Source organism: Providencia zhijiangensis (assembly GCF_030315915.2).
Taxonomy (GTDB): Bacteria; Pseudomonadota; Gammaproteobacteria; order Enterobacterales; family Enterobacteriaceae; genus Providencia; species Providencia zhijiangensis.
Map to the genome: position 1 here is coordinate 3,226,642 of NZ_CP135990.1, position 22,951 is coordinate 3,249,592.

Consider the following 22,951-nt stretch of genomic DNA (forward strand, 5'->3'; position numbering starts at 1 on the left):
TCGCGCACTTTGTTACTGCTATTTTTGAGTTTAGGGAGCCCATAGCAGTGAATATTTTCACTGCTAGGACGCCATCACTGACTATTTTTATCGTTGGAAAATTAAGATGTTACCTAAGAAATAAACCTTATTTGGTTTCTGGCAATATCAGGCTTGGCGCCACTGACATTGGCCAAATTTTTACCGCGACATAGTAGATGATACTGGTGGCCACTAAACCGACAATCCACGAAATATCCACGCCGCCTAGGCTATCGACCAACGGGCCTGTATAGAATCCGGTGGCAATAAATGGCATTTGAATCAATACGCCAACCACGTAGGTGATGATCCCCACTTTGTTCCAGCGACCATAACGGCCATTCGGGTTGGATAATTGCGGAACATCGTAGCGACCTTTCGTCACCCAGTAGTAATCCACTAAGTTAATCGCACTCCATGGCGTAAAGAACGCTAATAAGAACAGCAAGAAAGCCGAGAACAGTTTTAAGAATGAGTGTTGCCCAGCCAGACCTAAAGCCGTCGAAAAGCTCACCATGAGGATAATAAAGAATAGACGCTGCCCACGGGAAATCTGGTGTTTACCACGGAAACCACACCAAATCGCCGCCATCGACATAAAGCTACCGTAAGCATTCAGCGCGGTAATCGTCACTTTGCCAAAGAAAATACTGATATACAGCAGCGCTGCAATTAAGCCCGTGCTGCCTAAGCCAACAATGTAGGAAACTTCATGACCCGCAAATTGATTGCCGGCAAGTGCTGCCGCAAACACCCCTAGGATCATCGAGGCTTGAGTTCCAATCACTGTCCCTGAACCCACCGCTAAAAACGCTTTAATGGTTGGGGTTTTGGTCGGCAAATAACGGGAGTAATCCGCCACATAAGGGCCGAATGCAATCTGCCAAGAAGCCGATAGCGACATCGCTAATAGGAAATTTGTCCAATCGAAATGACGATTTGATAATAATACTGAGACGTCATTCATATAGAACAGACGGAAGAACAGGTAGAAGAAGGCGATAACGCCGACGACACTCGCCACTTTACCGAGAATGTGGATGATGCGGTAACCGCAAATAGTGATACCGATGATCACAATCCCGAAAATCACGATCCCCATCCAATCACTGACATTCAGTAATTGCCCCACAGCCTGCCCCGCCAATACTGTCCCACTGGCCGAGAATCCGACGTACATCATGCAGACTAATAAAATCGGGATGACCGCACCATAAACCCCAAACTGCACGCGGCTGGAGATCATTTGAGGTAGACCCAGCTTCGGACCTTGTACTGCATGGAGCGCCATAACCGCGCCCCCCAGTAATTGGCCGATAAACAAGCCAATCAACGACCAAAAGACATCGCCCCCCAGTACAACCGCTAGCGCACCGGTGACGATTGCGGTGATTTGTAAGTTAGCCCCAAACCACAGTGTGAATTGGCTCGACAAAGTCCCGTGTCGTTCAGATTCAGGAATATAGTCAATGGAACGTGCTTCGATAAGCGGAACATTATCTTGGCGAGACTGCTTTTGCCCGATGATATCGTTGGAAACTGTCATGGTAATTCCTCTTTAAGCAAGGCTGGCTTAAAGAATGAACCAATTAGTCGTCAGTAATGAATTCTCTATGTTGTGAGCACAGACATTTGACGTGATGCAGGTATGTTATTGTTTTATCTACCCGTCATTAATAATTGAAATACATTCTTAAACCTGATTGTTGTTGTGTTTTTAAGTCCATGATCCTGTTGTCAGGGTAGTGCTCCTGTTATTGCTTAGATATTCATAGCTGGAAAAACCCCGATAAGTCCTGTCTTACCTATCGGGTCGATCACATCAAAATTAAGCGTCGAGAACGGCGCGCGAAATAATGATTTTTTGAATTTCTGACGTCCCTTCAAAGATACGCAAAATGCGGGCATCTCGTACATAGCGCTCTAGGGGTAGATCGCGAATATAACCATACCCCCCATGCAATTGCAGCGCGGCATCCGTCACAAAACCGGCGCATTCCGCCGCAAACAGTTTTGCGGTGGCTGATTGCAAACTAAAACGCTGCCCAGAATCGCGCAGCTCAGCCGCGTTCCATGTCAGCATACGCGCGGCTTCCAGCTGCGTGTGCATATCAGCAAGCTTCCATTGCGTCCCTTGATAGGCTGCCAGCGGCTTCTTACCAATCTGACGCTCTTTCACCCAGCCTAATGTACTTTCCATGGCTGCACGGGCGATCCCCAATGACGTTGCCGCCACTTCTACACGACCTTTATCCAACACTTCCATCGCCGTATGGAAACCCTTGCCCTCTTCGCCTAGTAATGCCGATTCTGGCAGCCAACAGTTGAGTGCTAATTCATAGATGGTGCTACCACGCAGCCCCATGGTCTTTTCTGGCTGAGAAAACGCGACGCCTTCCGTCCCTTTTGGGATCATAAAAGCACTAATGCCACGTGCGCCTGCTTCGACGTCCGTTTTGGCGTACAGCACAATAAAATCCGCTTCTTTGGCATTGGTAATATAGTGTTTGTTGCCACGAATGCGCCAACCGCCATTTTCACGGGTTGCTGTGGTACGCATATCCGCGGGATTTGAACCTGCGGCGGGCTCAGTTAACCCAAACGCACCCAGTAATTCACCACTCGCCGCTTTTGGTAACCAATAATTTTTTTGCTCTTCAGTTCCGCCAATCAGAATAGAATCTGTTGCTAAGAAATGGGCGGTCAATGCGGAGGATGTCGAGGCACAAGCCGCTGCCACCGCTTCAACAATCATGCTCATGGCAATGCTGCCAATCCCAAAACCACCATATTGCTCCGGTAAGTTAATTCCCCAACAGCCCATTTCACCTAGTGCGGTTAAGCTTTCCGCACAAAAAATTTCTTCTTCGTCATAGCGTTGAGCGTTCGCTTGCAGGATATCGCGACACACTTTTTCAACGGCCTCTACAATGGCGTACTCGGTTTCATTAATATCAAAACTCATTGCATCGTCTCCGCGCTTTTTATCGTTGTCGTTGTGACTGTAGCTGTCGATTTATAGCGTTCATTGCCTTCCCCAAGAACAGGGGCTCTTTGGGTGACCTTCGGTTTCACGCCATTAAAGAAAACAGGCTGAGAAATCAGAGGAGTACCACCATCATTTAAGTGGGTTAGCACCTGGCGAACTTCAGCATGCTCGCTTTGCGTCGCTTGCTGTAAATTGTGAATCGGTGAGGCAGGAACGCCAGCATTCAGGAGTAAGTCACACACTTCCTCGACACTTTTTGTTCCTGTCCAGCGCTCAATTTCTTCACGTAGCGCCGCTTGGTTTACCGTACGAGTCGGGTCATTCAAGTAACGCGGGTCTTGGGATAGCTCCGGTTTCCCCATACATTCACAGAAACGCTGGAACAGTTTTTCACTGGCAATCGCGATCACCACCAAACCATCTTTTGCTTGGTAAGTATCAAATGGCGTGGAAACAGGGTGACGATTACCCACTAAACTTGGCGCCTTACCATTTGCAAATAAGTTAGATAACCCAGTGAGCTGCATACTGAGCAGCACATCCACCATGGCAACATCCAGATATTGCGCACCTTCACCGTGACGTTCGCGAGCAAACAGTGCGCTGCTAATCGCCCATGAGGCAAATACGCCCGCACAGACATCCCCGATGGATTCACCACTGCGCGTAGGACCCGACTCTGGGGAGCCTGTCACGCTCATCAACCCAGACATGGCCTGTGCCACAATGTCATACGCTGGATAGCTCGCAAGGGGGCTGTTTTGCCCAAATCCTGAAATGCTGGCGTAGATAATGTTGGGATTAATCTGTTTGACGCTATCGAAATCGATCCCAAGACGCTTGGTGACGCCGGGGCGGAAGTTCTCCACCACCACATCACTCCCTTTGATCAATTGGAATAAAATCTGACGATCGCCATCGTCTTTAAGATCTAACTCAATGCTGCGTTTTCCGCGATTGATCAGCCCGTAATAAACACTTTCACCGTCAATAAAAGGACCAAGATGACGGCTATCATCACCATGATCAGGCACTTCGATTTTGATCACTTCTGCGCCCAAGTCTGCCATCATGCCAGTGCAGTAAGGCCCTGCTAGCACACGGCTTAAATCAATCACTTTGATCCCAGCCAGAGGCCCGTGTGGTTTTTGAGTCATTGCCGCATTCATCGTGAATTCCTTATGTGAGGCTAAAAGGTGCCGACTCCATGGAGCCGGCATTCGACATTACTTGACCATTGGCAAGTTAAGGCCTTGCTGCTTCGCACAATTAATGGCGATGTCATAACCGGCATCCGCATGACGCATGACGCCAGTTGCTGGGTCGTTGTGCAGCACACGAGCAAGACGTTTATCTGCGGCATCGGTGCCATCACACACAATCACCACACCAGCATGTTGAGAGAAGCCCATTCCCACGCCGCCGCCGTGATGCAAGCTCACCCACGTTGCCCCGCCTGCGGTGTTCAGCAGCGCATTGAGTAATGGCCAGTCAGAGACGGCATCAGAACCATCTTTCATGGATTCCGTTTCGCGATGCGGGCTGGCAACAGAGCCAGAATCAAGATGGTCACGACCGATGACGATAGGGCCTTTTAGCTCCCCATTTTTCACCATCTCGTTAAACGCGCGTCCCAATCTTTCCCTGTCTTTCAGCCCCACCCAGCAAATACGCGCCGGTAAACCTTGGAATGCAATACGCTCGCGCGCCATATCCAGCCAGTTATGCAGATGTTTATCATCTGGGATCAGCTCTTTGACTTTTTGGTCGGTTTTGTAGATATCTTCAGGGTCGCCAGACAGTGCCACCCAACGGAATGGACCAATTCCTTCGCAGAACAGCGGACGAATATACGCAGGCACAAATCCTGGGAAATCAAAGGCATTATTCACACCTTCATCTTTGGCCATTTGGCGGATGTTGTTGCCGTAGTCGAACGCGGCTGAGCCACGCTTTTGCATTTGCAGCATGGCATCCACCTGCACCGCCATGCTTTTCTTCGCCGCTTTAGTCACTTCGGCTGGCGCAGTTTGTTGCTTGTCACGCCACTGGGCTAATGTCCAACCTTGTGGCAGATAACCGTGTACTGGGTCATGGGCGCTGGTTTGGTCGGTGACTGAATCCGGTGTGATATTGCGCTTAACTAACTCGCTATACACATCCGCCGCATTACCAAGTAAACCGACAGAAACTGGCTTGCCGCTCGCTTTGGCTTCTTCGATATAACCCAACGCTTCATCCAGTGAAGTGGCTTTTTTGTCTACGTAACGGGTTCTTAAACGGAAGTCGATGCGGCTTTCATCGCACTCAACCGCAATCATGCTAAAGCCAGCCATCGTTGCCGCTAAAGGTTGTGCTCCCCCCATGCCGCCTAAGCCGCCAGTTAGGATCCAACGCCCCGCAGGGTTACCATTAAAATGCTGTTTTGCCAGTGAAACGAAAGTTTCGTAAGTGCCTTGTACGATCCCTTGTGAACCGATGTAGATCCATGAGCCGGCAGTCATCTGCCCGTACATCATCAAGCCTTTGCGATCTAATTCGTTGAAATGATCCCAATTCGCCCAATGAGGAACAATGTTGGAGTTAGCAATTAAAACGCGTGGTGCGTCTACATGGGTTGGAAAAACCCCGACTGGTTTACCGGATTGCACCAGTAATGTTTGATCGTCTTCGAGGGTTTTTAAGACGTCTAAAATCTTGTCATAACATTCCCAATCACGGGCTGCACGTCCAATGCCACCATACACCACCAAGCTTTGCGGATGCTCAGCGACATCTGGGTCTAAGTTATTTTGGATCATGCGGTAGACGGCTTCAGTCAGCCAGCTTTTACAGCTCTTTTGGCTACCGTGCGGGGCACGGATCACGCGTGTTGAATCTGTACGGTTTAACATTCTTTTATCCCCTATCCATCCACTTGGTTTAACGCAAAATTAACAATTTCGGTTATTTATCATTGTTGAGTTAGTGGCTGCCAGATCATTCTCACACCGTAGGAATCTTTATATTTAACATTAAAATCAATTTGTTAAATAAAATCAAAGAACGATTGAGAACAACTCTTTTTGCCCTGTTTGCTTAGTTGATAATTAAATATATATACATTTAATTCACAAAGTATATACATTGAAATTTGAATTTTTGTCGCTACAGTGGAGAAGGGAGATGGAGAAAAGTTAGACAACAATAACTAGGGTGCTGTTTCTACACAAAAACTTGTATATACATTTGATTTTCTATGCAGAAACAAGCAAATAGCAAAAATGGGAGAAGCCTCACATTAAGCTGATCGCCGTTACAGGCGATACACGCGTTTCATACTTAACCTTGTGCATTAATCGCCACCAAAGAAAACACCCCATAAATATCCGATATATTTTATGGGGTGTTTTTGCTCGAGGCTTATTACTGACTATACAGTTAAACTATCCGCCTAAATAAGCGCTACGTACCGCTTCATTCGCCAGTAAGGCTTTTCCGGTGTCTTCCAAAACAATGTGCCCATTTTCTAACACATACCCGCGATCAGCCAGTTTCAGTGCTTGGTTAGCATTTTGCTCCACCAAAAAGATGGTCATTCCCTCTTCCCGTAGCTGCAAAATGGTGTCAAAAATTTGCATAATGATAATTGGCGCCAGCCCCAATGAAGGTTCATCCAACAGCAACAATTCCGGCTGGCTCATTAGCGCCCGCCCAATGGCAAGCATCTGCTGCTCACCGCCGGACATGGTTCCTGAACGCTGGCTACGACGTTCATGCAACCTTGGGAATAACGAATAAACCCGTTCAATACGCTCGTGATATTGATGGCGATCCGCAAAAAAACCACCCATTGCCAAGTTTTCCTCAACGGTCATACGAGAGAATACCCGTCGACCTTCCGGCACGAGTGCAATGTCTTTACGCATAATTTGCGGTGTCGGTAGCTGAGTAATATCCGCCCCCCGATAAAGTACCTGACCAGAGGATGCGCGAGGGTCGCCACATAACGTACTGAGTAACGTGGTTTTTCCTGCACCATTGGCGCCAATCAGCGTGACAATTTCCCCTTTTTGGATATTTAAGCTGACATCATGCAGTGCCTGAATTTTTCCGTAATGGGTGGAAACTTGTTTAAATTCCAGCATCAGTAAGCTTCTCCCAAGTAGGCTTTGATCACATCCGGATGCTGGCGAATTTCGTTCGGTGTTCCGTTCGCCAGAGGTGTTCCTTGGTTCACCACATAAATTCGGTCAGAAATGCCCATCACCAGTTTCATATCATGTTCTATCAATAAGATAGAGACATTATGATGGGTTCTCAACTCTGCAATTAACTCATCCAGATCGTTAGTTTCCTTCGGGTTTAACCCTGCCGCTGGCTCATCCAGCATCAAAATTTCAGGTCGCGTCACCATACAGCGGGCAATTTCTAGGCGACGCTGTTGACCATACGCCAGATTCCCCGCTTGGCGGTTAGCAAATTCAGAAAGATTGACCCGCTCTAGCCATTGCACCGCGTTATCTACCGCTTCGGCTTCTGCACGGCGAAATGCAGGCGTTTTCAGTAAGCCTGAGAAAATACCGCTTTTCAGATGTTGGTGCTGAGCCACTAATAAGTTTTCAATCACCGTCATTTCTTTGAATAAGCGAACATGCTGGAACGTACGGATCACCCCAAGGCGAGCAATGGCCTGACCCGGAAGCCCTTCAAGATGCTTATCCCGGTACAAAATTGTCCCGCTGGTTGGCTTATAAAACCCCGTTAGACAGTTAAATATGGTGGTCTTGCCTGCGCCATTAGGGCCAATCAATGAAACAATTTCCCCCTGATTCAAGGTCAGTTCGACATTGTTGACGGCTAGCAAGCCACCAAATCGCATGGTTAAGCCACTGACTTGCAGTAAAGGTGTTGCTGTGATCATGATCCGCCTCCCTGCACATTTTTCAGCTTCATTTGACGGCGCTGCATCGGCAATAAACCTTGTGGCCGCCAGATCATCATCAGCACCATCAACGCCCCTAGCAGCAACATGCTGTATTCATTCAGATCGCGCATCATCTCCCTTGATACCACCAAGATGATCGCGGCTAAAATCACCGACGTTTGCGATCCCATTCCACCAAGCACCACGATCGCCAATACAAAGGCTGATTCAGCGAAAGTGAAGGATTCAGGGCTGATAAACCCTTGTCGTGCAGCAAATAACGCTCCTGCAAACCCTGCAAATGTTGCACTGATCGTAAAAGCGGTTAATTTAATACGCGTCGGGCTTAAGCCTAATGATCGACACGCAATTTCATCTTCACGTAGCGCTTCCCACGCGCGCCCTAATGGCATCCGTAACAAGCGGCTGATCACGATCAAGGTGATCACCACCAGCAACAGCGCCACAAAATAGAGGAAAATGATCCGGTCGCCGGGGTTGTAATCTAAGCCGAAGAAGTTATGGAATGTATCCCAACCCTCTTTAGCAGTACGGCTAAATTCTAAGCCAAAGAAGGTCGGTTTTGGCAGCTGGCTGATCCCATTAGGGCCACCGGTGATCTCAGTATTATTTAATAATAAAATACGCACGATCTCCCCAAAACCAAGGGTGACGATCGCCAAATAGTCACCCCGCAACCTCAGCACAGGGAAACCTAATAAGAACCCTGCTAATGCCGCTGTTAAGCCGGCAATCGGTAAGCTTTCCCAGAAACCAAAATCATAATAATGATTGAGTAAGCCAAAGGTGTAAGCACCGATAGCGTAGAAGCCCGCATAGCCGAGCACCAGTAATCCGGATAACCCAACCACGACGTTTAAGCCCAGCCCCAGCATCACGTAGATCAGGGTTAATGTGGCAATATCCACACTGCCGCGAGACACCAAAAACGGCCAGATAATCGCCCCAATAATAATCGCGATCCCGATAATTTTTTGTCTGAGCGAGCCGCCATCAAAATCCGGTAACGCCCACGATTTTTTGGGCACGCCTTGCCACACTTTGCTTAATGCAGGGCGAATTAATTGATACACAAAGATAATGACTATGCCGACGAAGATCCAATTCCAACGAACGTCTCCCCCAGACTCCACTATCAGCTTAGTCCCATCGAGGCCTAATTTTAGCCCCATCATAAACACGGCTAAAATAAAGAAGGTGACGGAGGCAATAATGGCACTGATCCAGTTTTCTTTTCTCATACTTTTTCGACCTCCGGGCGACCCAGAATGCCAGTTGGCATGATCAACAGAACACCAATCAATAAACCAAATGAGACGACATCTTTATATTCTGTGCTTAAATACGCCGAGGTCATGGCTTCCGCAACACCGAGGATCAAGCCGCCCAGCATCGCACCGGGGATGCTACCAATTCCACCTAATACAGCTGCGGTGAAAGCTTTCATTCCCGCCATAAAGCCAATATACGGGTTAATTACGCCGTAGAATTGCCCTAATAACACGCCTGCAACCGCCGCCATCGTCGCACCGATCACGAAAGTCAAAGAGATCACGCGGTCAGTGTTGATACCCAGCAGACTTGCCATTTTTAAATCTTCCGCACACGCACGGCAGGCACGCCCCATACGGGAATAGCGGATAAACAGCGTTAATGCCAGCATCGCAAGGAAGGTCACAATCCAGATAGTCAGCTGCATTTTGGTGACAATGGCAGAGAAGCCATCACTTTCACCTAAGACCCACTGCCCAGTAATCAGGCTTGGCAACGCCAGATCGCGGGATCCTTGAGACAGACTGACGTAGTTTTGTAAGAAGATGGACATCCCGATCGCCGAGATCAGCGCAATCAGGCGCTTAGAGTGACGAACGGGACGGTAAGCAACGCGCTCGATACTCCAACCATAGGAGCTTGATACCACAATGGCCGCCACAAACGCCGCCGCAATGAGGATCCAGCCCACATCGATACCGAGCATCATTAAGCCCGCAATGACAATGAACGAAACGTAGCTACCAATCATGTACACTTCGCCGTGGGCGAAGTTGATCATCCCGATGATGCCGTACACCATGGTATAGCCGATAGCGATCAGCGCGTAAGTGCTTCCTAACGTTAAGCCATTGAGGAATTGCTGAATAAAATACAGAATTTGGTCTGACATAAGATTATCCTTTCAAACTACTGTCCCTCTATGGAGAGCAGAAGCTGGAAGCCCGTTACCAAGCTTCCAGCTCATCACTGAATATCATTTCTCAATACAGATGAGAGTTACTCTTGTGCAGTAGAGGTTCCGTCTTTGTGCCATTCAAACACACCGAATTCGAAACCTTTCAGGTCACCATTTGGCTTCCAGCTTAATTGCCCCATAACGGTATCCACAGGGTTAGCTTTCAGATCTTTCGCCAGCACATCAGGTTCCGTGCTGCCTGTACGCTGCATCGCCGTGGTTAAGCCTTGAATTGCGGCATAAGTTGTCCATACAAATGGTCCTGTTGGATCTTCTTTTTTCTTTTTAATCGCATCGACGATGGATTGGTTAGCTGGAAGTTGGTCATAACGTTTCGGTAATGTCACCAACATACCTTCTGAGGCGTCTCCCGCAATATTCGACAGTGAAGAGTTACCCACACCTTCAGGCCCCATAAAGCGAATGTTCAGACCAGATTGCTTCGCTTGGCGTAAGATTTGCCCCATTTCTGGGTAGTAGCCACCGAAATAGACAAAATCGACGTTCTCTTTTTTCAGTTTAGCGACCAGTGCAGAGAAATCTTTATCACCCGCAGTGACACCTTCAAACATGACTTCTTTCACACCCGCTTTGTTTAAGCTTTCACGTACTGAGCGAGCCAAACCTTCGCCGTATTGCTGCTTATCATGGACGACAGCAATGCGCTTCGGTTTAATTTTTTCGATAATGTATTTCGCCGCTGTTGGGCCTTGGTCAGAATCCAAACCTGTTGTACGCATGATCAACTGGTAGCCACGGGTGGTTAAATCCGCATTGGTCGCCGCAGGAGTGATCATCAAAACGCCTTCGTCTTCATAAATATCTGAAGCCGGTTGAGTGGAGGAGGAGCAGAGGTGGCCAATAACATGTTTGATGCCATCGTTAATCACTTTGTTGGCGACCGCAACTGCTTGTTTTGGGTCACACGCATCGTCGTATTCAACGGCAACCAGTGTATCGCCGTTAATTCCACCCTTCGCATTAATATCCGCAATAGCTTGGCGAGCTCCCGTAAATTCCATATCACCATACTGAGCAACGGGGCCTGACATAGCGCCGACAACTGCGATTTTAATCTCTTTCGCCCATCCAGCTGGACTTAATGCCATTGCGATACAACCCGCTAATAATGCTTTATTAATATTCTTCATTCGTGCGTCCCCGCCATCAATATTGTGTATGATTGTGAGTGTTTGTGATTGATTTATAATCAATTATTATAGGTGACAGGTTCAATGCCTGATATTTCAAAATACGGCCAATAAGGCTATATATTTCAGACTATTAAACAAGAGAATTATGCTAAATAGCAAATGAATGAGGCAGCTATTTACATCAATTGCAGAATAAAAAGCTAATGATAAAACGTGTATTTTTTGTAAATGCTAGTGTTATATTCCGGTTAAATTTGGCTTAATCCGAGGGAAACTCGGAAAATTCATCAATACCAAATTTTTCTCTTTGAAATTAAAAAATCGGTTACAGATCACTCTGCTGTTAGAATAGCGTGCAACATGCACCATGAAATGGATCAAAACAACATGAGACTTACCATCATCCCTCTGGTCAATCCTACTGAGCAACACTACATCGACTTATCGAAGATCTGGCTAGACCAGAATCGAACACAACTCGAACAAAGTCTTGAGTCTGGTGTACGTTTTTATGGGGCGCATTTTAATGAGCGATTATTAGCGGCGGCTAAAGTGTTTATTTATCAACAACAAGGTACGATCTGTGATTTTAATGTCCGTGAAATCACTCGACGCCGCGGCGTTGGGTTATATCTTTTACAGGAAATTTGCCGTCAACAACCTGAAATTCGCCATTGGATCTTTGACTTGCAAGGCGTGGAACCGCAAAACAAAATTGCTTTGGAGAAATTTCTTGTCGCTTGTGGTTTTCAACCCACCGAAGAAACCCATCATTGGCAGCTAAACATCGAGCCATCAGTATGAAACTTAATAAAATTCATCACGTTGCTATTATTTGCTCCGACTTTGCTAAGAGTAAGCATTTTTACTGCCAGATCCTTGGATTACAGCTTCTCTCAGAATATTACCGTCCAGAGAATGACTCATGGAAAGCAGATTTAGCTTTTGGAGAGCATTATCAGATTGAGCTGTTTAGTTTCGCCAATCCGCCCAAAAGACTCAGTTACCCTGAAGCGACTGGATTACGTCATTTAGCGTTTGAGGTGGATAATATCGAGGAATGGATTGCCTATTTGGCACAAAATCAGGTGGTGTGTGAGGGGGTAAGAATCGACCCGTATACTCAGAAGCGTTTTACCTTCTTTACGGATCCAGATGGACTGCCTTTAGAACTTTATTCCCGTTAATTACTAGGGGGAACTAGGGGAAAGGAATAAGTTATCTGCATCTATTTTCCAATCAAAGGAAATAAATGCAGATAACGTAGACGGGCAAGAAACATTACATCTCGTCGTCTTCATCTTCCATCGCAAGACGTAGCTTTTTCATGGCGTTCTTTTCAAGCTGGCGAACACGCTCAGCGGAAACGCCATATTTGTCGGCCAGTTCTTGCAGCGTCGTTTTGTTGTCATCATCCAACCAACGAGCACGAATGATATCTTGGCTGCGCTCATCTAATGACGCTAATGCATCTGCTAAGCGGTCAGTCGCGTGGCTTTCCCAGTTATCATCTTCAATGGTATTAGCAAAATCAGAAGACTTATCTTGGAGAAAAAGCACCGGCGCAACAGGGCCACCGAAATCACCGCTATCATCGTCGTCAGACATATCAAATGCCATGTCTTGTGCCGCCATACGTGATTCCATTTCCAGCACATCTTTGGTGCTCACGCCTAGCTCTTGCGCAACCATATCCACCTCTTCTTGGTTAAACCAACCAAGGCGTTTTTTATTCTTTCTTAAGTTGAAGAATAACTTACGCTGGGATTTTGTTGTTGCGACTTTAACGATACGCCAGTTGCGTAAAACGTATTCATGAATTTCCGCTTTGATCCAATGCACTGCGAAAGACACCAAACGCACACCCACTTCAGGATTAAAGCGACGCACAGCCTTCATCAGGCCGATATTGCCTTCCTGAATTAAGTCAGCTTGTGGTAAACCATAGCCTGCATAGCTACGCGCGATGTGAATAACAAAGCGCAAATGGGATAAAATCAGTTGCTTAGCAGCTTCGAGGTCACCATCGTAATGCAGCCTTTCTGCCAGTTCCTTTTCTTCCTCTGCGGTCAGCATCGGGTAAGCATTGGCAGCTCGCATATAAGCTTCAATACTTCCTTGTGGAACAAGCGCTAATGATTGCATGTCTTTGGTCATTAAGATCCTCTATGAATTGTACTGAAATGGGAGAGAGTCGATACAGACAAACCGTAGTCTATCAGCTTAGCCGCGTTAAATAAATTATATACAAGAATAGTTAACCGCAGGTCAATATCTGACACATAATTAGAAAAGAAGTTCGCAGAAATTTATTTTTCCCATCAGTGCCAATAAGTTAGCACCGATGGGAACAACTAAATTATTCTGGTCTGAAATGGCGTAAATGTTGTAATGTTGCCAGCCATGCCGCTACCCAGCCCACAATTGCAGACATTAAAATAATCAACAGAGCCTCTTCCCACAGTAGCCCTTCAATGTGGAATTGCGTACCAAATACGCTGGCTACTTGCGCGACTAAATCGGACAGCTGCCACACCAGTAAGAATGTCATAATGAGGGCGATCACCGCACCCAAGGCACCTAATACCACCCCGCCATTTAAGAACGGTCGCATGATAAAGCCATCGGTAGCCCCAATCAGTTTCATCACATTGATGGTATCGCGACGGGCAAAGATATTTAACCGCACACTATTACCAATCACTAAGAACAATGAAACTATCATTAAGATGCCAATCACCGATGCCACTTGTCCCACCAACCGCGTTAATGCCGCTAGGCGTGAGAACCAGCTATCATCCATTCGAACTTCTTCAATGCCGTTAACTTGACTGACACGGTCCCGCAGTGTGGTTAAGGCATTCGAACCTTCAAAATCCAGTTTCGGGGTGATAATTGCCACTGCTGGTAGTGGATTCTCTTCTAGCATATCTAATGCGGTACTAAAGCCAGACCAGCTACGGAATTCCGATATCGCTTGATCGCGAGATAAGTAATTCACATGAGCAACGCCATCAAGGGCTTCAAGCTGGGTCACCACATTTTGTCCCCCTTGCTCATCGAGAGACTTATCCAGATAGACCGTCAACTGAGGCGTCGGATACCACTGTTCAGCCGCTTGAGAAACATTCTTCCAAACGATATAACACAGACTTGGCAGCGCTAATGAAATGGCAATGACCATCACGGTTAAAAAGGTTGCCAGCGGTTGACGTAGCATATCAGCCAGCGCATTTAACCAAGAGTATCGCCACTGCTCACGCCAGCCACCTTTGAGTGCTTTGCTTTTTGATTGCATGGCACGTTCTGGCTTCGCTTTGCGGACATTCTTAGCCATGTTGACCTCCAAGCATCCGACCTTCGCTTAAGGTCAATACACGCAAATTACGGCGTTCAATCAACGCAATATCGTGGGTTGCCATTAATACGGTCACACCCACGCGGTTAAACTCTTCAAATAAACGCATAATGCCTTCAGATAACTCATTATCAAGGTTACCTGTCGGCTCATCCGCGAGAAGCATCGTTGGCTTATTCACCACTGCGCGTGCGATTCCCACGCGCTGCTGTTCACCACCAGACAGTTGGATTGGGAAGTTTCTCGCTTTATCCAACAAACCGACTTTATCCAATGCTGCGCTCACGCGTCGGCGAATATCTTCGCTACTTGCACCAGAAATAATCAGCGGCATCGCCACGTTGTCATAAACTGTGCGGTCAAATAACAGATGGTGATCTTGGAAAATCATGCCGATCTGTCTGCGCAGAAAAGGGATCTCTCTGTCTTTTAGTCGGCTGATATCGTGACCATTAAACAGAATATGACCCGCACTTGGGCGCTCAATACCACAAATCAGTTTAAGTAATGTACTTTTACCTGCGCCTGAGTGACCCGTTAAAAATGCCATTTCCCCAGGGCGTAGATGGAAATCTACCCCTTGGAGCGCTTGGCGGCCACCGCGATAAGCTTTACTCACATGTTCAAAGCGGATCATCGAAAATTATTCCTCTCGGGCAAATAGAGCCTCGATAAAGTCATCGGCTTTAAATGGGCGTAAATCTTCAATACCTTCACCAATCCCGATATAACGAATTGGAATACCGAATTGATCAGCGATTGAGAAGATTACGCCACCTTTTGCTGTACCATCGAGTTTTGTCAGTGTAATACCGGTTAAACCTACGGCGTCATTGAAAATTTTAGCCTGACTAACCGCATTTTGTCCGGTGCTCGCATCAAGGGTCAACATAATTTCATGAGGGGCTGACTCATCAAGCTTCTTCATCACGCGGACAATTTTCTTCAATTCTTCCATTAAGTGCGCTTTATTTTGTAAGCGCCCTGCGGTATCGGCGATCAACACATCGACACCTTTTGCTTGAGCAGATTGAATCGCATCAAAAATCACGGAAGCAGGATCCGCACCAGTATGCTGAGCGACAACTGAAATATTGTTACGATCGCCCCACACTTGCAGTTGTTCAACTGCCGCGGCACGGAATGTATCACCCGCCGCCAGCATGACGGACTTACCTTCTGATTGATACTGACGTGCTAATTTACCAATCGTGGTAGTTTTACCCACACCGTTAACACCAACCATCAGAATAACATAAGGTTTTTTACCTTCGATCTCTAATGGTTTGTCTACGGTGGCTAAAATATCAGACATTTCTTCACGCAGCTTGCCGTACAACGCTTCGGCATCTTTTAGCTCTTTACGGGAAGCGTGCTGAGTTAAGTTATCAATGATTTTACGGGTAGTTTCAACACCGACATCCGCAATTAATAACTGCTCTTCTAGCTCTTCAAAAAGGTCGTCATCGATTTTTTTGCCCTTGAATAGACCAAGGAAACCCGAACCTAAATTTTGACGAGTTTTTAATAAGCCTTTCTTCAGTCGGCTGAAAAAGCCTTCTTTTTTCGGTTTTTCCTGCTCAACTGGCTGAGTTTTCGCAGCGTCTTCTTCCGCTTGCTTTTGCGCTTCTTCCTCGGCTAAACGTGCCGCTTCGGCCTCTTCCTCTGCAATGCGAGCTGCTTCTTCTTCCGCTAAGCGAGCTGCTTCTGCCTCTTGGCGTTCGCGTTCGGCTTTTTCTTCGGCTTCTTTGATAGCAGCAAGTTCAGCTTGGCGTTGGCGCTCCGCTTCTTCTTCCGCCAAGCGAGTGATTTCCGCCTCTTGACGCTCGCGATCAGCTTGCTCTTGCGCTAGACGAGCGGTTTCCGCTGCTTGGTATTCACGTTCCGCTTTTTCTTCTGCGGCTTTGATAACAGCTAACTCAGCTTGATGCTGGCGTTCCGCTTCTTCTTCGGCAGCTTTAATCGCAGCCTGCTCGATTTGATGTTGGCGCTCCGCGGCTTCTTCAGCTTGGCGTAAAGCCTGCGCTTCTAACGCTTCTCTCGCCGCTTTTTCTTCTGCTATACGCTTTTCTTCTGCCGCTTGGCGCGCTTGCTCTGCATTTTCTGCCGCAATGCGCATCGCCTCTAATTGTGCTTTATGCTGGCGTTCTGCTTCTTCCGCAGCAGCCGTGATCGCATCTTGTTCTACTTGATATTGGCGCTCCGCTTCATCTTCAGCCGCTTTAATTGCATCAAGCTCTGCCTGATGTTGACGCTCAGCTTCTGCTGTAGCGGCATCCTGTTGCTCTGTATCATGAACAACATCATTTTTCAGTTCGACATCCGATTGCTGGGTTTCTTCTTCATTCTTACGACCAAATCCCAACCATGAGAAAAAGCCTTTTTTCTTATCTTTAGCCATCAGCCACTACACTCCTCGCGGTAAAAACATGGCGTTTAAAAATTAAATCGCAATAAAATTACATGCAGTCTATCATTTCATCGCGCAGCAACACATATCTGAAAGAAAAATCCTGACAATTTATTCTTATTTTTCTGTTAAAACCGTGAAACCGAAGCGCTACAATAGTCCCCAATAATTTATACATTCCTCAATGAACTAAGCAACTATACATATTATGGCAAAAAAACCACAAACAGCCTCCTTGGGGCAAATTCGTGTCATTGGTGGTAAGTGGCGTGGGCGAAAACTGCCTGTACGCGATAGTGAGGGCTTACGTCCCACCACTGATCGCATCAAAGAAACGCTCTTTAACTGGCTCATGCCAGTGATCCGTGATGCTCGCTGTCTTGATTGCTTCGCAGGTAGCGGCGCTTTAGGTTTTGAAGCCTTATCTCGCTTTGCCGAGCACGTCACGTTTATTGAACTTGATAAACAAAATGCCAAGCTTCTTAGTGAGAACAAAGTTCGCTTAGACGCTGATAATGCGACCATTATTAATAACAGCAGCCTCACCGTTCTCAGCCAAGTAGGAACGCCTTGTGATGTGGTGTTTATCGACCCACCTTTTCGTAAAGGGCTACTTGGAGAAACCATCACGCTACTGGAAAAAAATCAGTGGTTAGCTGATGAAAGTTGGATTTATGTAGAGTCAGAAGCGGAGTTACCACTTACTGATATTCCCGCAAACTGGCAGCTACACCGTGAAAAGGTCGCTGGCCAAGTTGCGTATCGTCTGTTTATTCGTCAATCTGTTAATTCATCAAGTATGCAGGGAGAAAAAGATGCTGATTAATATCGGACGTCTGCTCATGATTTGTGTTTGGGGCTTTATGATCTTTAATATTGTGCATCCATTTCCTAAGCCATTGAAATATTTCATGGATGTTGCAATGGTATTTATGATTTTCATGCACGCATTGCAGACTATCTTCCTGAAAGCCAGCTTACCAAAAGATCAAAAGCTAACAGGGCTCCAGCAGACAAAAATTTTCTTTTTTGGCGTGTTTGAAATGCTTGCCATGCATAAGAAAACAAAAGCGGCTATTGAAGCCGCTAAAAAGAAATAATCGTTTATTCAGAGTGTTCGAAGCGAATAAATCGCGTACCTTGTAGGGTTAGCTTACCTTTAGCGCCCAACTCAACACCTTGGTACTGCTCTTCGCTGACGATCACTTTAATCGTTTCTCCTGAAGCTTGAGTCTGAAAATAAAGTTCATAGCGAAAAGTTTCAGGAGATACCACATCGCGTTCCCGGGAACGCATATTTGGATAAGGGTAATCCTTTTTATCTTTAACGAGCACTAACTGACTGACAGGCAATGAATTATCATTAATTTCATTCTGTTTCTTTTGGTCAAAAAAACGCTTAGTGGCTAACACGGCGATAATCGCGAGAACAATAATTAAGAGAATTGGCTTATTCATAATTTATATATTTAGCTTAGAATTATCATAAGTATATACCCTCTATCGCTCAAATTGCAGATAAACGCCATACAATTTATGCGAGACGCGGTATAGTTCATTTATATTTAATCGCTCTTGGTGATTTCTCTTTTCCAGAAACTCTTAAGGATATGTGTATGATTAGTTGGCCATTCCTCGCTGTTTTATTTTCTGGCTGGCTGTACGTTGATGCAGCCTATCGTGGTCCTGAGTGGCAACGTTGGTTATTCCGCCCTATTACTTTGCTTCTTCTACTATTCTGGGGATGGAGTTCTGACGACTTAAATGCGCAAACCTACCTAATTTTAGGCGGTTTACTGCTTTCCTTAGTTGCTGACCTCTCGAGAATGTTTTCTAGTGAGCACTTGCTTACTTCTTTAGGGCTGATGTTCTTAAGTTATCTGGTCTACACCATTAGCTTTGGAATGCAATTCAACTTTGGTCTGTATCTGCCTTGGCTCATCGTCCCTATCGCTATCGCAGCCGTCACCTTGGTGCTGATTTGGGGAAAACTGGAAAGCCAACAGCCTGTTGTTTTCGCCTCTATTATTATGAGCATGATTATGATGTGGGTGGCAGGAGACCAATACTTTGGCTTAGGTCGAGAATTTAATTTCTCGATTATGGTGGGCGCTTCTATGCTGTTTTTATCTCACTGCATCTGGCTAATTGCCCATTTCCGTTTCCCATTCAAAGCCTCGAAAGCAGTCGTAGCCGCATTCTACTTCCTCGGCCAGTTCTTTATTGTTCGGGCCATTTATTTATAATCCCCCGCCAATTGATAAAACGTGCTATTTGAAAATTTTATCAATTGGCTTCCTCTTTTTCGTTTGACTCTAGAGTCTACTCCAAAGTGTAAACTTAACCTTAATTAGAGAACATGGTTAAAAACGCATCTAGAAAAAGGGGGCGCTTATGCACTCACACTCTCATAAAGATACCCATGCACACAGCACGTCTTGCTGCTCAGGAAACACTTGCTCATCCGCAGCTGTAGAGACTAGCAAAGCTGTGAGCCATGACGCATCATCCCATGAACATCATCATGGCGATGACAAAAATCATGCTCATGATGATGACGATGAAAAATCCCATCAACATGGTAGCTGCTGTAGCTCAGCATCCGCTGCAAATGATGATGTAGAGCCTACCCAAACTGCTAAACAGCGCTTTAGCTGGATTGTACGTGGAATGGACTGCCCAAGCTGCGCGGCTAAAATCGAAAACGCGATTTCCCAAATTCGCGAAGTCGCTCAAGCCAAAGTTCTCTTTGCCACTGAAAAACTCGTCGTGGACGCTGACAAAGACGTCACTGCAGTCGTTCGTTCAACGGTCGAAGCTGCGGGTTACGAGCTCCATGATGTAGGAAGCGCGAGTGCAGCATCAGCACCGCCACCAAGTTTACTGAGTGAAGCAAAACCCGTCATTATTTTAGCGATCCTCATGGCAATCAGCTGGGGATTGGAGTTTGTTAACCCACAACTGGGTAACGTGGCGTTTATCCTAACCACGTTATTTGGGTTATACCCTATCGCGCGTAAATCATTACGTTTGATCCGTACTGGTACGCCATTTGCGATTGAAACCTTGATGACCGTTGCTGCTGTAGGGGCGATTTTCATCCAAGCAACAGAAGAGGCCGCCATGGTTATCTTACTGTTTATGCTGGGTGAAATGCTTGAGTCCTACTCTGCGGGACGCGCTCGCCGAGGTGTTAGCGCACTCATGGCTTTAGTGCCTGAAGATGCCGTACTTATCAAGGATGGACAAAAAACGTCGGTTCCTGTCGCACAGTTACGCCCTGGTGACATCATTGAAATTGCACCTGGTGGTCGATTACCGACCGATGCGGTTCTGGTTGCAGGGTTTGCGAGTTTTGATGAAAGCGCATTAACCGGTGAATCCGTTCCTGTAGAACGCAGTGCTGGGGAAAAGGTGGCTGCGGGCTGTTTGTCCGTCGACAAAGCGGTACAAATGGAAGTGGTATCAGAGCAAGGCCAAAATGCTATCGACCGTATCTTGCAACTGATTGAAGAAGCCGAAGAGCGTCGTGCGCCGATTGAGCGATTCATCGACCGTTTCAGCCGCATCTATACCCCAATTATCATGCTGATTTCAGCTTTGGTGATAGTGATCCCGCCAATGTTCTTCGGCGCAGCATGGGACACTTGGATTTACCGCGGTCTGACTTTGCTATTAATTGGTTGCCCTTGTGCGCTGGTTATCTCAACCCCAGCGGCAATTACCTCGGCACTGGCAACGGCGACTCGACGTGGCGCTTTAATTAAAGGCGGTGCAGCATTAGAACAGTTGGGAACAGTCACCACGATTGCACTGGATAAAACGGGCACCCTGACAGAAGGTAAACCGCACGTCACCGATGTTGTTCCTGTTGAAGGTCTGGGTGAAAGCGAATTAATTCGTATCACCGCCTCGGTTGAAGTTGGCTCTCACCATCCACTGGCTAAAGCTATCGTCAACAAAGCTGAAGAATTATCTATCACTGTTGAGGAAGCGTTAGAGCGTAAAGCACTAGCGGGTAAAGGGGTCGAAGGTTCTTTTAACGGTAAGCAAGTGTTAGTTAGTGCGCCATCAAGGGTTGAACCACCATTAAGCAGCCAGTGGCAAGCAAAAGTGGAAGCGTTAGAAGCACAAGGTAAAACGGTTGTCGTCACGTTAGAAGATGGCCAAGTTATCGGCTTAACCGCTCTGCAAGATACCTTACGTAGCGATGCCGCTGATGCGATGGCGATGTTGAAATCACTGAATGTTAATGCCGTGATGCTAACAGGGGATAACCCGCGTGCTGCCAGCGCCATTGCAAATCAGTTGGGTATGGAGTTCCGTGCTGGATTATTGCCAGAAGATAAAGTGACCGCCGTGATGGAGCTTAATCGCGACCACAACACTATGATGGTGGGTGACGGTATTAATGATGCCCCAGCTATGAAAGCGTCAAGTATTGGTGTCGCAATGGGTGGCGGTACTGACGTTGCTTTAGAAACTGCGGATGCCGCTTTAACTCATAACCGTTTGACTGGATTACCTGAAATCGTCGCATTATCCAGAGCCACACGGAAGATAATCCGCGAGAACATCACTATCGCCTTGGGCTTAAAAGCGGTTTTCTTAGTCACCAGTCTATTAGGTATTACAGGTTTATGGGTGGCGGTATTAGCAGATTCTGGTGCTACCGCATTAGTCACCGCCAACGCGGTTCGCTTACTGCGCGTTAAGCTACCCGAAGTCAAAAAATAGCCTTCTGTTAGTTTGATATATCAACGCCGTAATGACCATCATTACGGCGTTTTTTTTATGCGTGGAAAATTTAAAATCACCAATTACAGCAAAGAGTTACATGAACCATTCACCGCCTGAATTTAGGACTAACTTTTCTCCCGCACACAGAAATATTGGGTAATATCTCGGTCATCGACAACATTTGCTGAGCGTGGATATGGCTAATAATGCAAGTTCAATACCTCATGATGCCGCCTTTAAAGGCTTTATGACAAAGCAGGGGAATGCCCGAGATTTCTTTGAGCTTCATTTACCTGAGCAAATTAAACGCTTGTGCGATTTCGATACGCTTACCCTCATTAATTCAGCCTTTATTGATAGCAAACTGAGAACTCGGTTTTCCGATGTTCTCTATTCTGTACAAACAAAAATGGGAGATAGCTATATCTATTTGTTAGTCGAGCATCAATCAACACCTGACAAGTTGATGGGTTGGCGTTTAATGCACTACGCATTTATGGCGATGAATCAACATCTACAGCAAGGGCATAAAACCTTACCGCTCGTTGTTCCCATTCTGTTTTATCACGGGGAAACATCCCCCTATCCTTATGAAGGTACATGGACACAATGCTTGCCCCACGCTGAAATAGCTCATGATCTGTATAGCAGCCCTTTCCCGTTGGTGGACATCACCGTAGTTGAGGATACCGAAATAGTTAGTCACCGCAAAATCGCTGTGATGGAACTCGCAATGAAACACAAAAAACTACGAAATGACCACCAGAGAGTCACTGAGCACTTCGTTCAAATATTAAACAACCACTATAATGACAAAGATGATGTGGTCACTATCTTGAATTACTTATTTATCATCATGGATTCACCTTATTACACCCATATCGTTAAGACGTTAGTCGATCAAGCCGAAAACCATCGAGGAGCTATTATGAATATTGCACAGCGGTTAAAAAACGAAGGAAAAGTTGAGGGTAGAGTCGAAGGAAAAGAAGAAGGAAGAGAAGAAACGCTACAACAAATTGCTTTTAAAAGCTTACAACTTGGTTTAGACATTGACGTTATCAGCAAACTCACTGGATTATCAGCCAGTGAAATTCAAGCGCTTAGTTAAATCGTCCAGCA

General features: G+C 46.4%; 21 protein-coding genes. 7 read left to right on the top strand and 14 right to left on the bottom strand.

The genetic code is table 11. The features are described 5' to 3' along the window. Positions 1 to 127: 127 nt before the first annotated feature. From QS795_RS14735 to QS795_RS14775, 9 genes are all read right to left on the bottom strand, one after another. The gene (locus QS795_RS14735; protein WP_154603483.1) at positions 128 to 1,567 is read right to left on the bottom strand and encodes a purine-cytosine permease family protein; all 1,440 of its coding nucleotides are present in this window, start codon (positions 1,565 to 1,567) and stop codon (positions 128 to 130) included. 282 nt (positions 1,568 to 1,849) lie between these two features. After that, positions 1,850 to 2,986 carry an acyl-CoA dehydrogenase family protein gene (locus tag QS795_RS14740; RefSeq protein ID WP_154627772.1) on the bottom strand — a complete coding sequence of 379 codons (1,137 nt, stop codon included), beginning with the start codon at positions 2,984 to 2,986 and terminating at the stop codon, positions 1,850 to 1,852. After that, positions 2,983 to 4,179, bottom strand: a complete 1,197-nt coding sequence (locus tag QS795_RS14745) for a CaiB/BaiF CoA transferase family protein (protein WP_318626567.1) — start codon at positions 4,177 to 4,179, stop codon at positions 2,983 to 2,985. The genes QS795_RS14740 and QS795_RS14745 overlap by 4 nt, the downstream gene beginning before the upstream one ends. Before the next feature lie 57 nt (positions 4,180 to 4,236). After that, the gene (hutU, locus tag QS795_RS14750) at positions 4,237 to 5,904 is read right to left on the bottom strand and encodes a urocanate hydratase (protein ID WP_154599763.1); all 1,668 of its coding nucleotides are present in this window, start codon (positions 5,902 to 5,904) and stop codon (positions 4,237 to 4,239) included. Between the two features lie 531 nt (positions 5,905 to 6,435). Beyond that, entirely contained in the window at positions 6,436 to 7,137 is a 702-nt protein-coding gene (gene livF, locus QS795_RS14755) for a high-affinity branched-chain amino acid ABC transporter ATP-binding protein LivF (RefSeq protein WP_154638812.1), read from the bottom strand. Further along, positions 7,137 to 7,913, bottom strand: coding sequence for a high-affinity branched-chain amino acid ABC transporter ATP-binding protein LivG (livG, locus tag QS795_RS14760; protein WP_154638813.1), 777 nt, complete (start codon positions 7,911 to 7,913; stop codon positions 7,137 to 7,139). Before livG ends, livF begins: the two co-directional genes overlap by 1 nt. Continuing rightward, positions 7,910 to 9,178 carry a high-affinity branched-chain amino acid ABC transporter permease LivM gene (locus QS795_RS14765; protein WP_318626568.1) on the bottom strand — a complete coding sequence of 423 codons (1,269 nt, stop codon included), beginning with the start codon at positions 9,176 to 9,178 and terminating at the stop codon, positions 7,910 to 7,912. Before QS795_RS14765 ends, livG begins: the two co-directional genes overlap by 4 nt. Then, the gene (gene livH, locus QS795_RS14770; RefSeq protein WP_036956017.1) at positions 9,175 to 10,101 is read right to left on the bottom strand and encodes a high-affinity branched-chain amino acid ABC transporter permease LivH; all 927 of its coding nucleotides are present in this window, start codon (positions 10,099 to 10,101) and stop codon (positions 9,175 to 9,177) included. Before livH ends, QS795_RS14765 begins: the two co-directional genes overlap by 4 nt. A 107-nt stretch (positions 10,102 to 10,208) precedes the next feature. Beyond that, on the bottom strand, positions 10,209 to 11,318 hold the full coding sequence (locus QS795_RS14775) for a branched-chain amino acid ABC transporter substrate-binding protein (protein ID WP_132496626.1): 1,110 nt from the start codon (positions 11,316 to 11,318) through the stop codon (positions 10,209 to 10,211). A gap of 390 nt (positions 11,319 to 11,708) precedes the next feature. Between QS795_RS14775 and panM the strand changes: the two genes are divergently transcribed. Next, a complete protein-coding gene (panM, locus tag QS795_RS14780) occupies positions 11,709 to 12,125 on the top strand; it encodes an aspartate 1-decarboxylase autocleavage activator PanM (protein WP_318626569.1) in 417 nt (138 codons plus the stop codon). Further along, positions 12,122 to 12,508 (top strand): SMU1112c/YaeR family gloxylase I-like metalloprotein, encoded by a 387-nt coding sequence (gene gloA2 / locus QS795_RS14785; RefSeq protein WP_154603490.1) that lies wholly within the window; start codon positions 12,122 to 12,124, stop codon positions 12,506 to 12,508. Before panM ends, gloA2 begins: the two co-directional genes overlap by 4 nt. A gap of 94 nt (positions 12,509 to 12,602) precedes the next feature. Here the strand turns inward: gloA2 and rpoH are convergent, their stop codons facing one another. The 4 genes from rpoH to ftsY form a co-directional block, all read right to left on the bottom strand. Next, positions 12,603 to 13,478 carry an RNA polymerase sigma factor RpoH gene (gene rpoH, locus QS795_RS14790; protein ID WP_108478418.1) on the bottom strand — a complete coding sequence of 292 codons (876 nt, stop codon included), beginning with the start codon at positions 13,476 to 13,478 and terminating at the stop codon, positions 12,603 to 12,605. Positions 13,479 to 13,680: 202 nt separating this feature from the next. Then, a complete protein-coding gene (gene ftsX, locus QS795_RS14795; protein WP_286269740.1) occupies positions 13,681 to 14,658 on the bottom strand; it encodes a permease-like cell division protein FtsX in 978 nt (325 codons plus the stop codon). Beyond that, a complete protein-coding gene (gene ftsE, locus QS795_RS14800) occupies positions 14,651 to 15,316 on the bottom strand; it encodes a cell division ATP-binding protein FtsE (RefSeq protein ID WP_036956008.1) in 666 nt (221 codons plus the stop codon). The genes ftsX and ftsE overlap by 8 nt, the downstream gene beginning before the upstream one ends. A 6-nt stretch (positions 15,317 to 15,322) precedes the next feature. Continuing rightward, the gene (ftsY, locus tag QS795_RS14805) at positions 15,323 to 17,080 is read right to left on the bottom strand and encodes a signal recognition particle-docking protein FtsY (protein ID WP_286269737.1); all 1,758 of its coding nucleotides are present in this window, start codon (positions 17,078 to 17,080) and stop codon (positions 15,323 to 15,325) included. Positions 17,081 to 17,297: 217 nt separating this feature from the next. On the opposite strand from ftsY, the gene rsmD reads away from it, so the two are divergent. Both rsmD and QS795_RS14815 read left to right on the top strand, forming a co-directional pair. After that, positions 17,298 to 17,915, top strand: a complete 618-nt coding sequence (gene rsmD / locus QS795_RS14810; protein WP_286269735.1) for a 16S rRNA (guanine(966)-N(2))-methyltransferase — start codon at positions 17,298 to 17,300, stop codon at positions 17,913 to 17,915. Continuing rightward, positions 17,905 to 18,189 (top strand): DUF1145 family protein, encoded by a 285-nt coding sequence (locus tag QS795_RS14815; RefSeq protein ID WP_036956002.1) that lies wholly within the window; start codon positions 17,905 to 17,907, stop codon positions 18,187 to 18,189. The genes rsmD and QS795_RS14815 overlap by 11 nt, the downstream gene beginning before the upstream one ends. Positions 18,190 to 18,193: 4 nt before the next feature. Here QS795_RS14815 and QS795_RS14820 read toward each other — a convergent pair whose 3' ends face one another. After that, entirely contained in the window at positions 18,194 to 18,547 is a 354-nt protein-coding gene (locus QS795_RS14820) for a DUF2500 domain-containing protein (protein WP_286269733.1), read from the bottom strand. Between the two features lie 158 nt (positions 18,548 to 18,705). Between QS795_RS14820 and QS795_RS14825 the strand changes: the two genes are divergently transcribed. The 3 genes from QS795_RS14825 to QS795_RS14835 all read left to right on the top strand — a co-directional run bounded on the left by QS795_RS14825 (position 18,706) and on the right by QS795_RS14835 (position 22,940). Continuing rightward, the gene (locus QS795_RS14825; RefSeq protein WP_154639342.1) at positions 18,706 to 19,335 is read left to right on the top strand and encodes a lysoplasmalogenase; all 630 of its coding nucleotides are present in this window, start codon (positions 18,706 to 18,708) and stop codon (positions 19,333 to 19,335) included. 148 nt (positions 19,336 to 19,483) lie between these two features. After that, positions 19,484 to 21,826, top strand: coding sequence for a zinc/cadmium/mercury/lead-transporting ATPase (locus QS795_RS14830; RefSeq protein ID WP_286269729.1), 2,343 nt, complete (start codon positions 19,484 to 19,486; stop codon positions 21,824 to 21,826). 199 nt (positions 21,827 to 22,025) lie between these two features. Beyond that, on the top strand, positions 22,026 to 22,940 hold the full coding sequence (locus QS795_RS14835; protein WP_286269727.1) for an Rpn family recombination-promoting nuclease/putative transposase: 915 nt from the start codon (positions 22,026 to 22,028) through the stop codon (positions 22,938 to 22,940). The last annotated feature ends 11 nt before the right edge of the window (positions 22,941 to 22,951 follow it).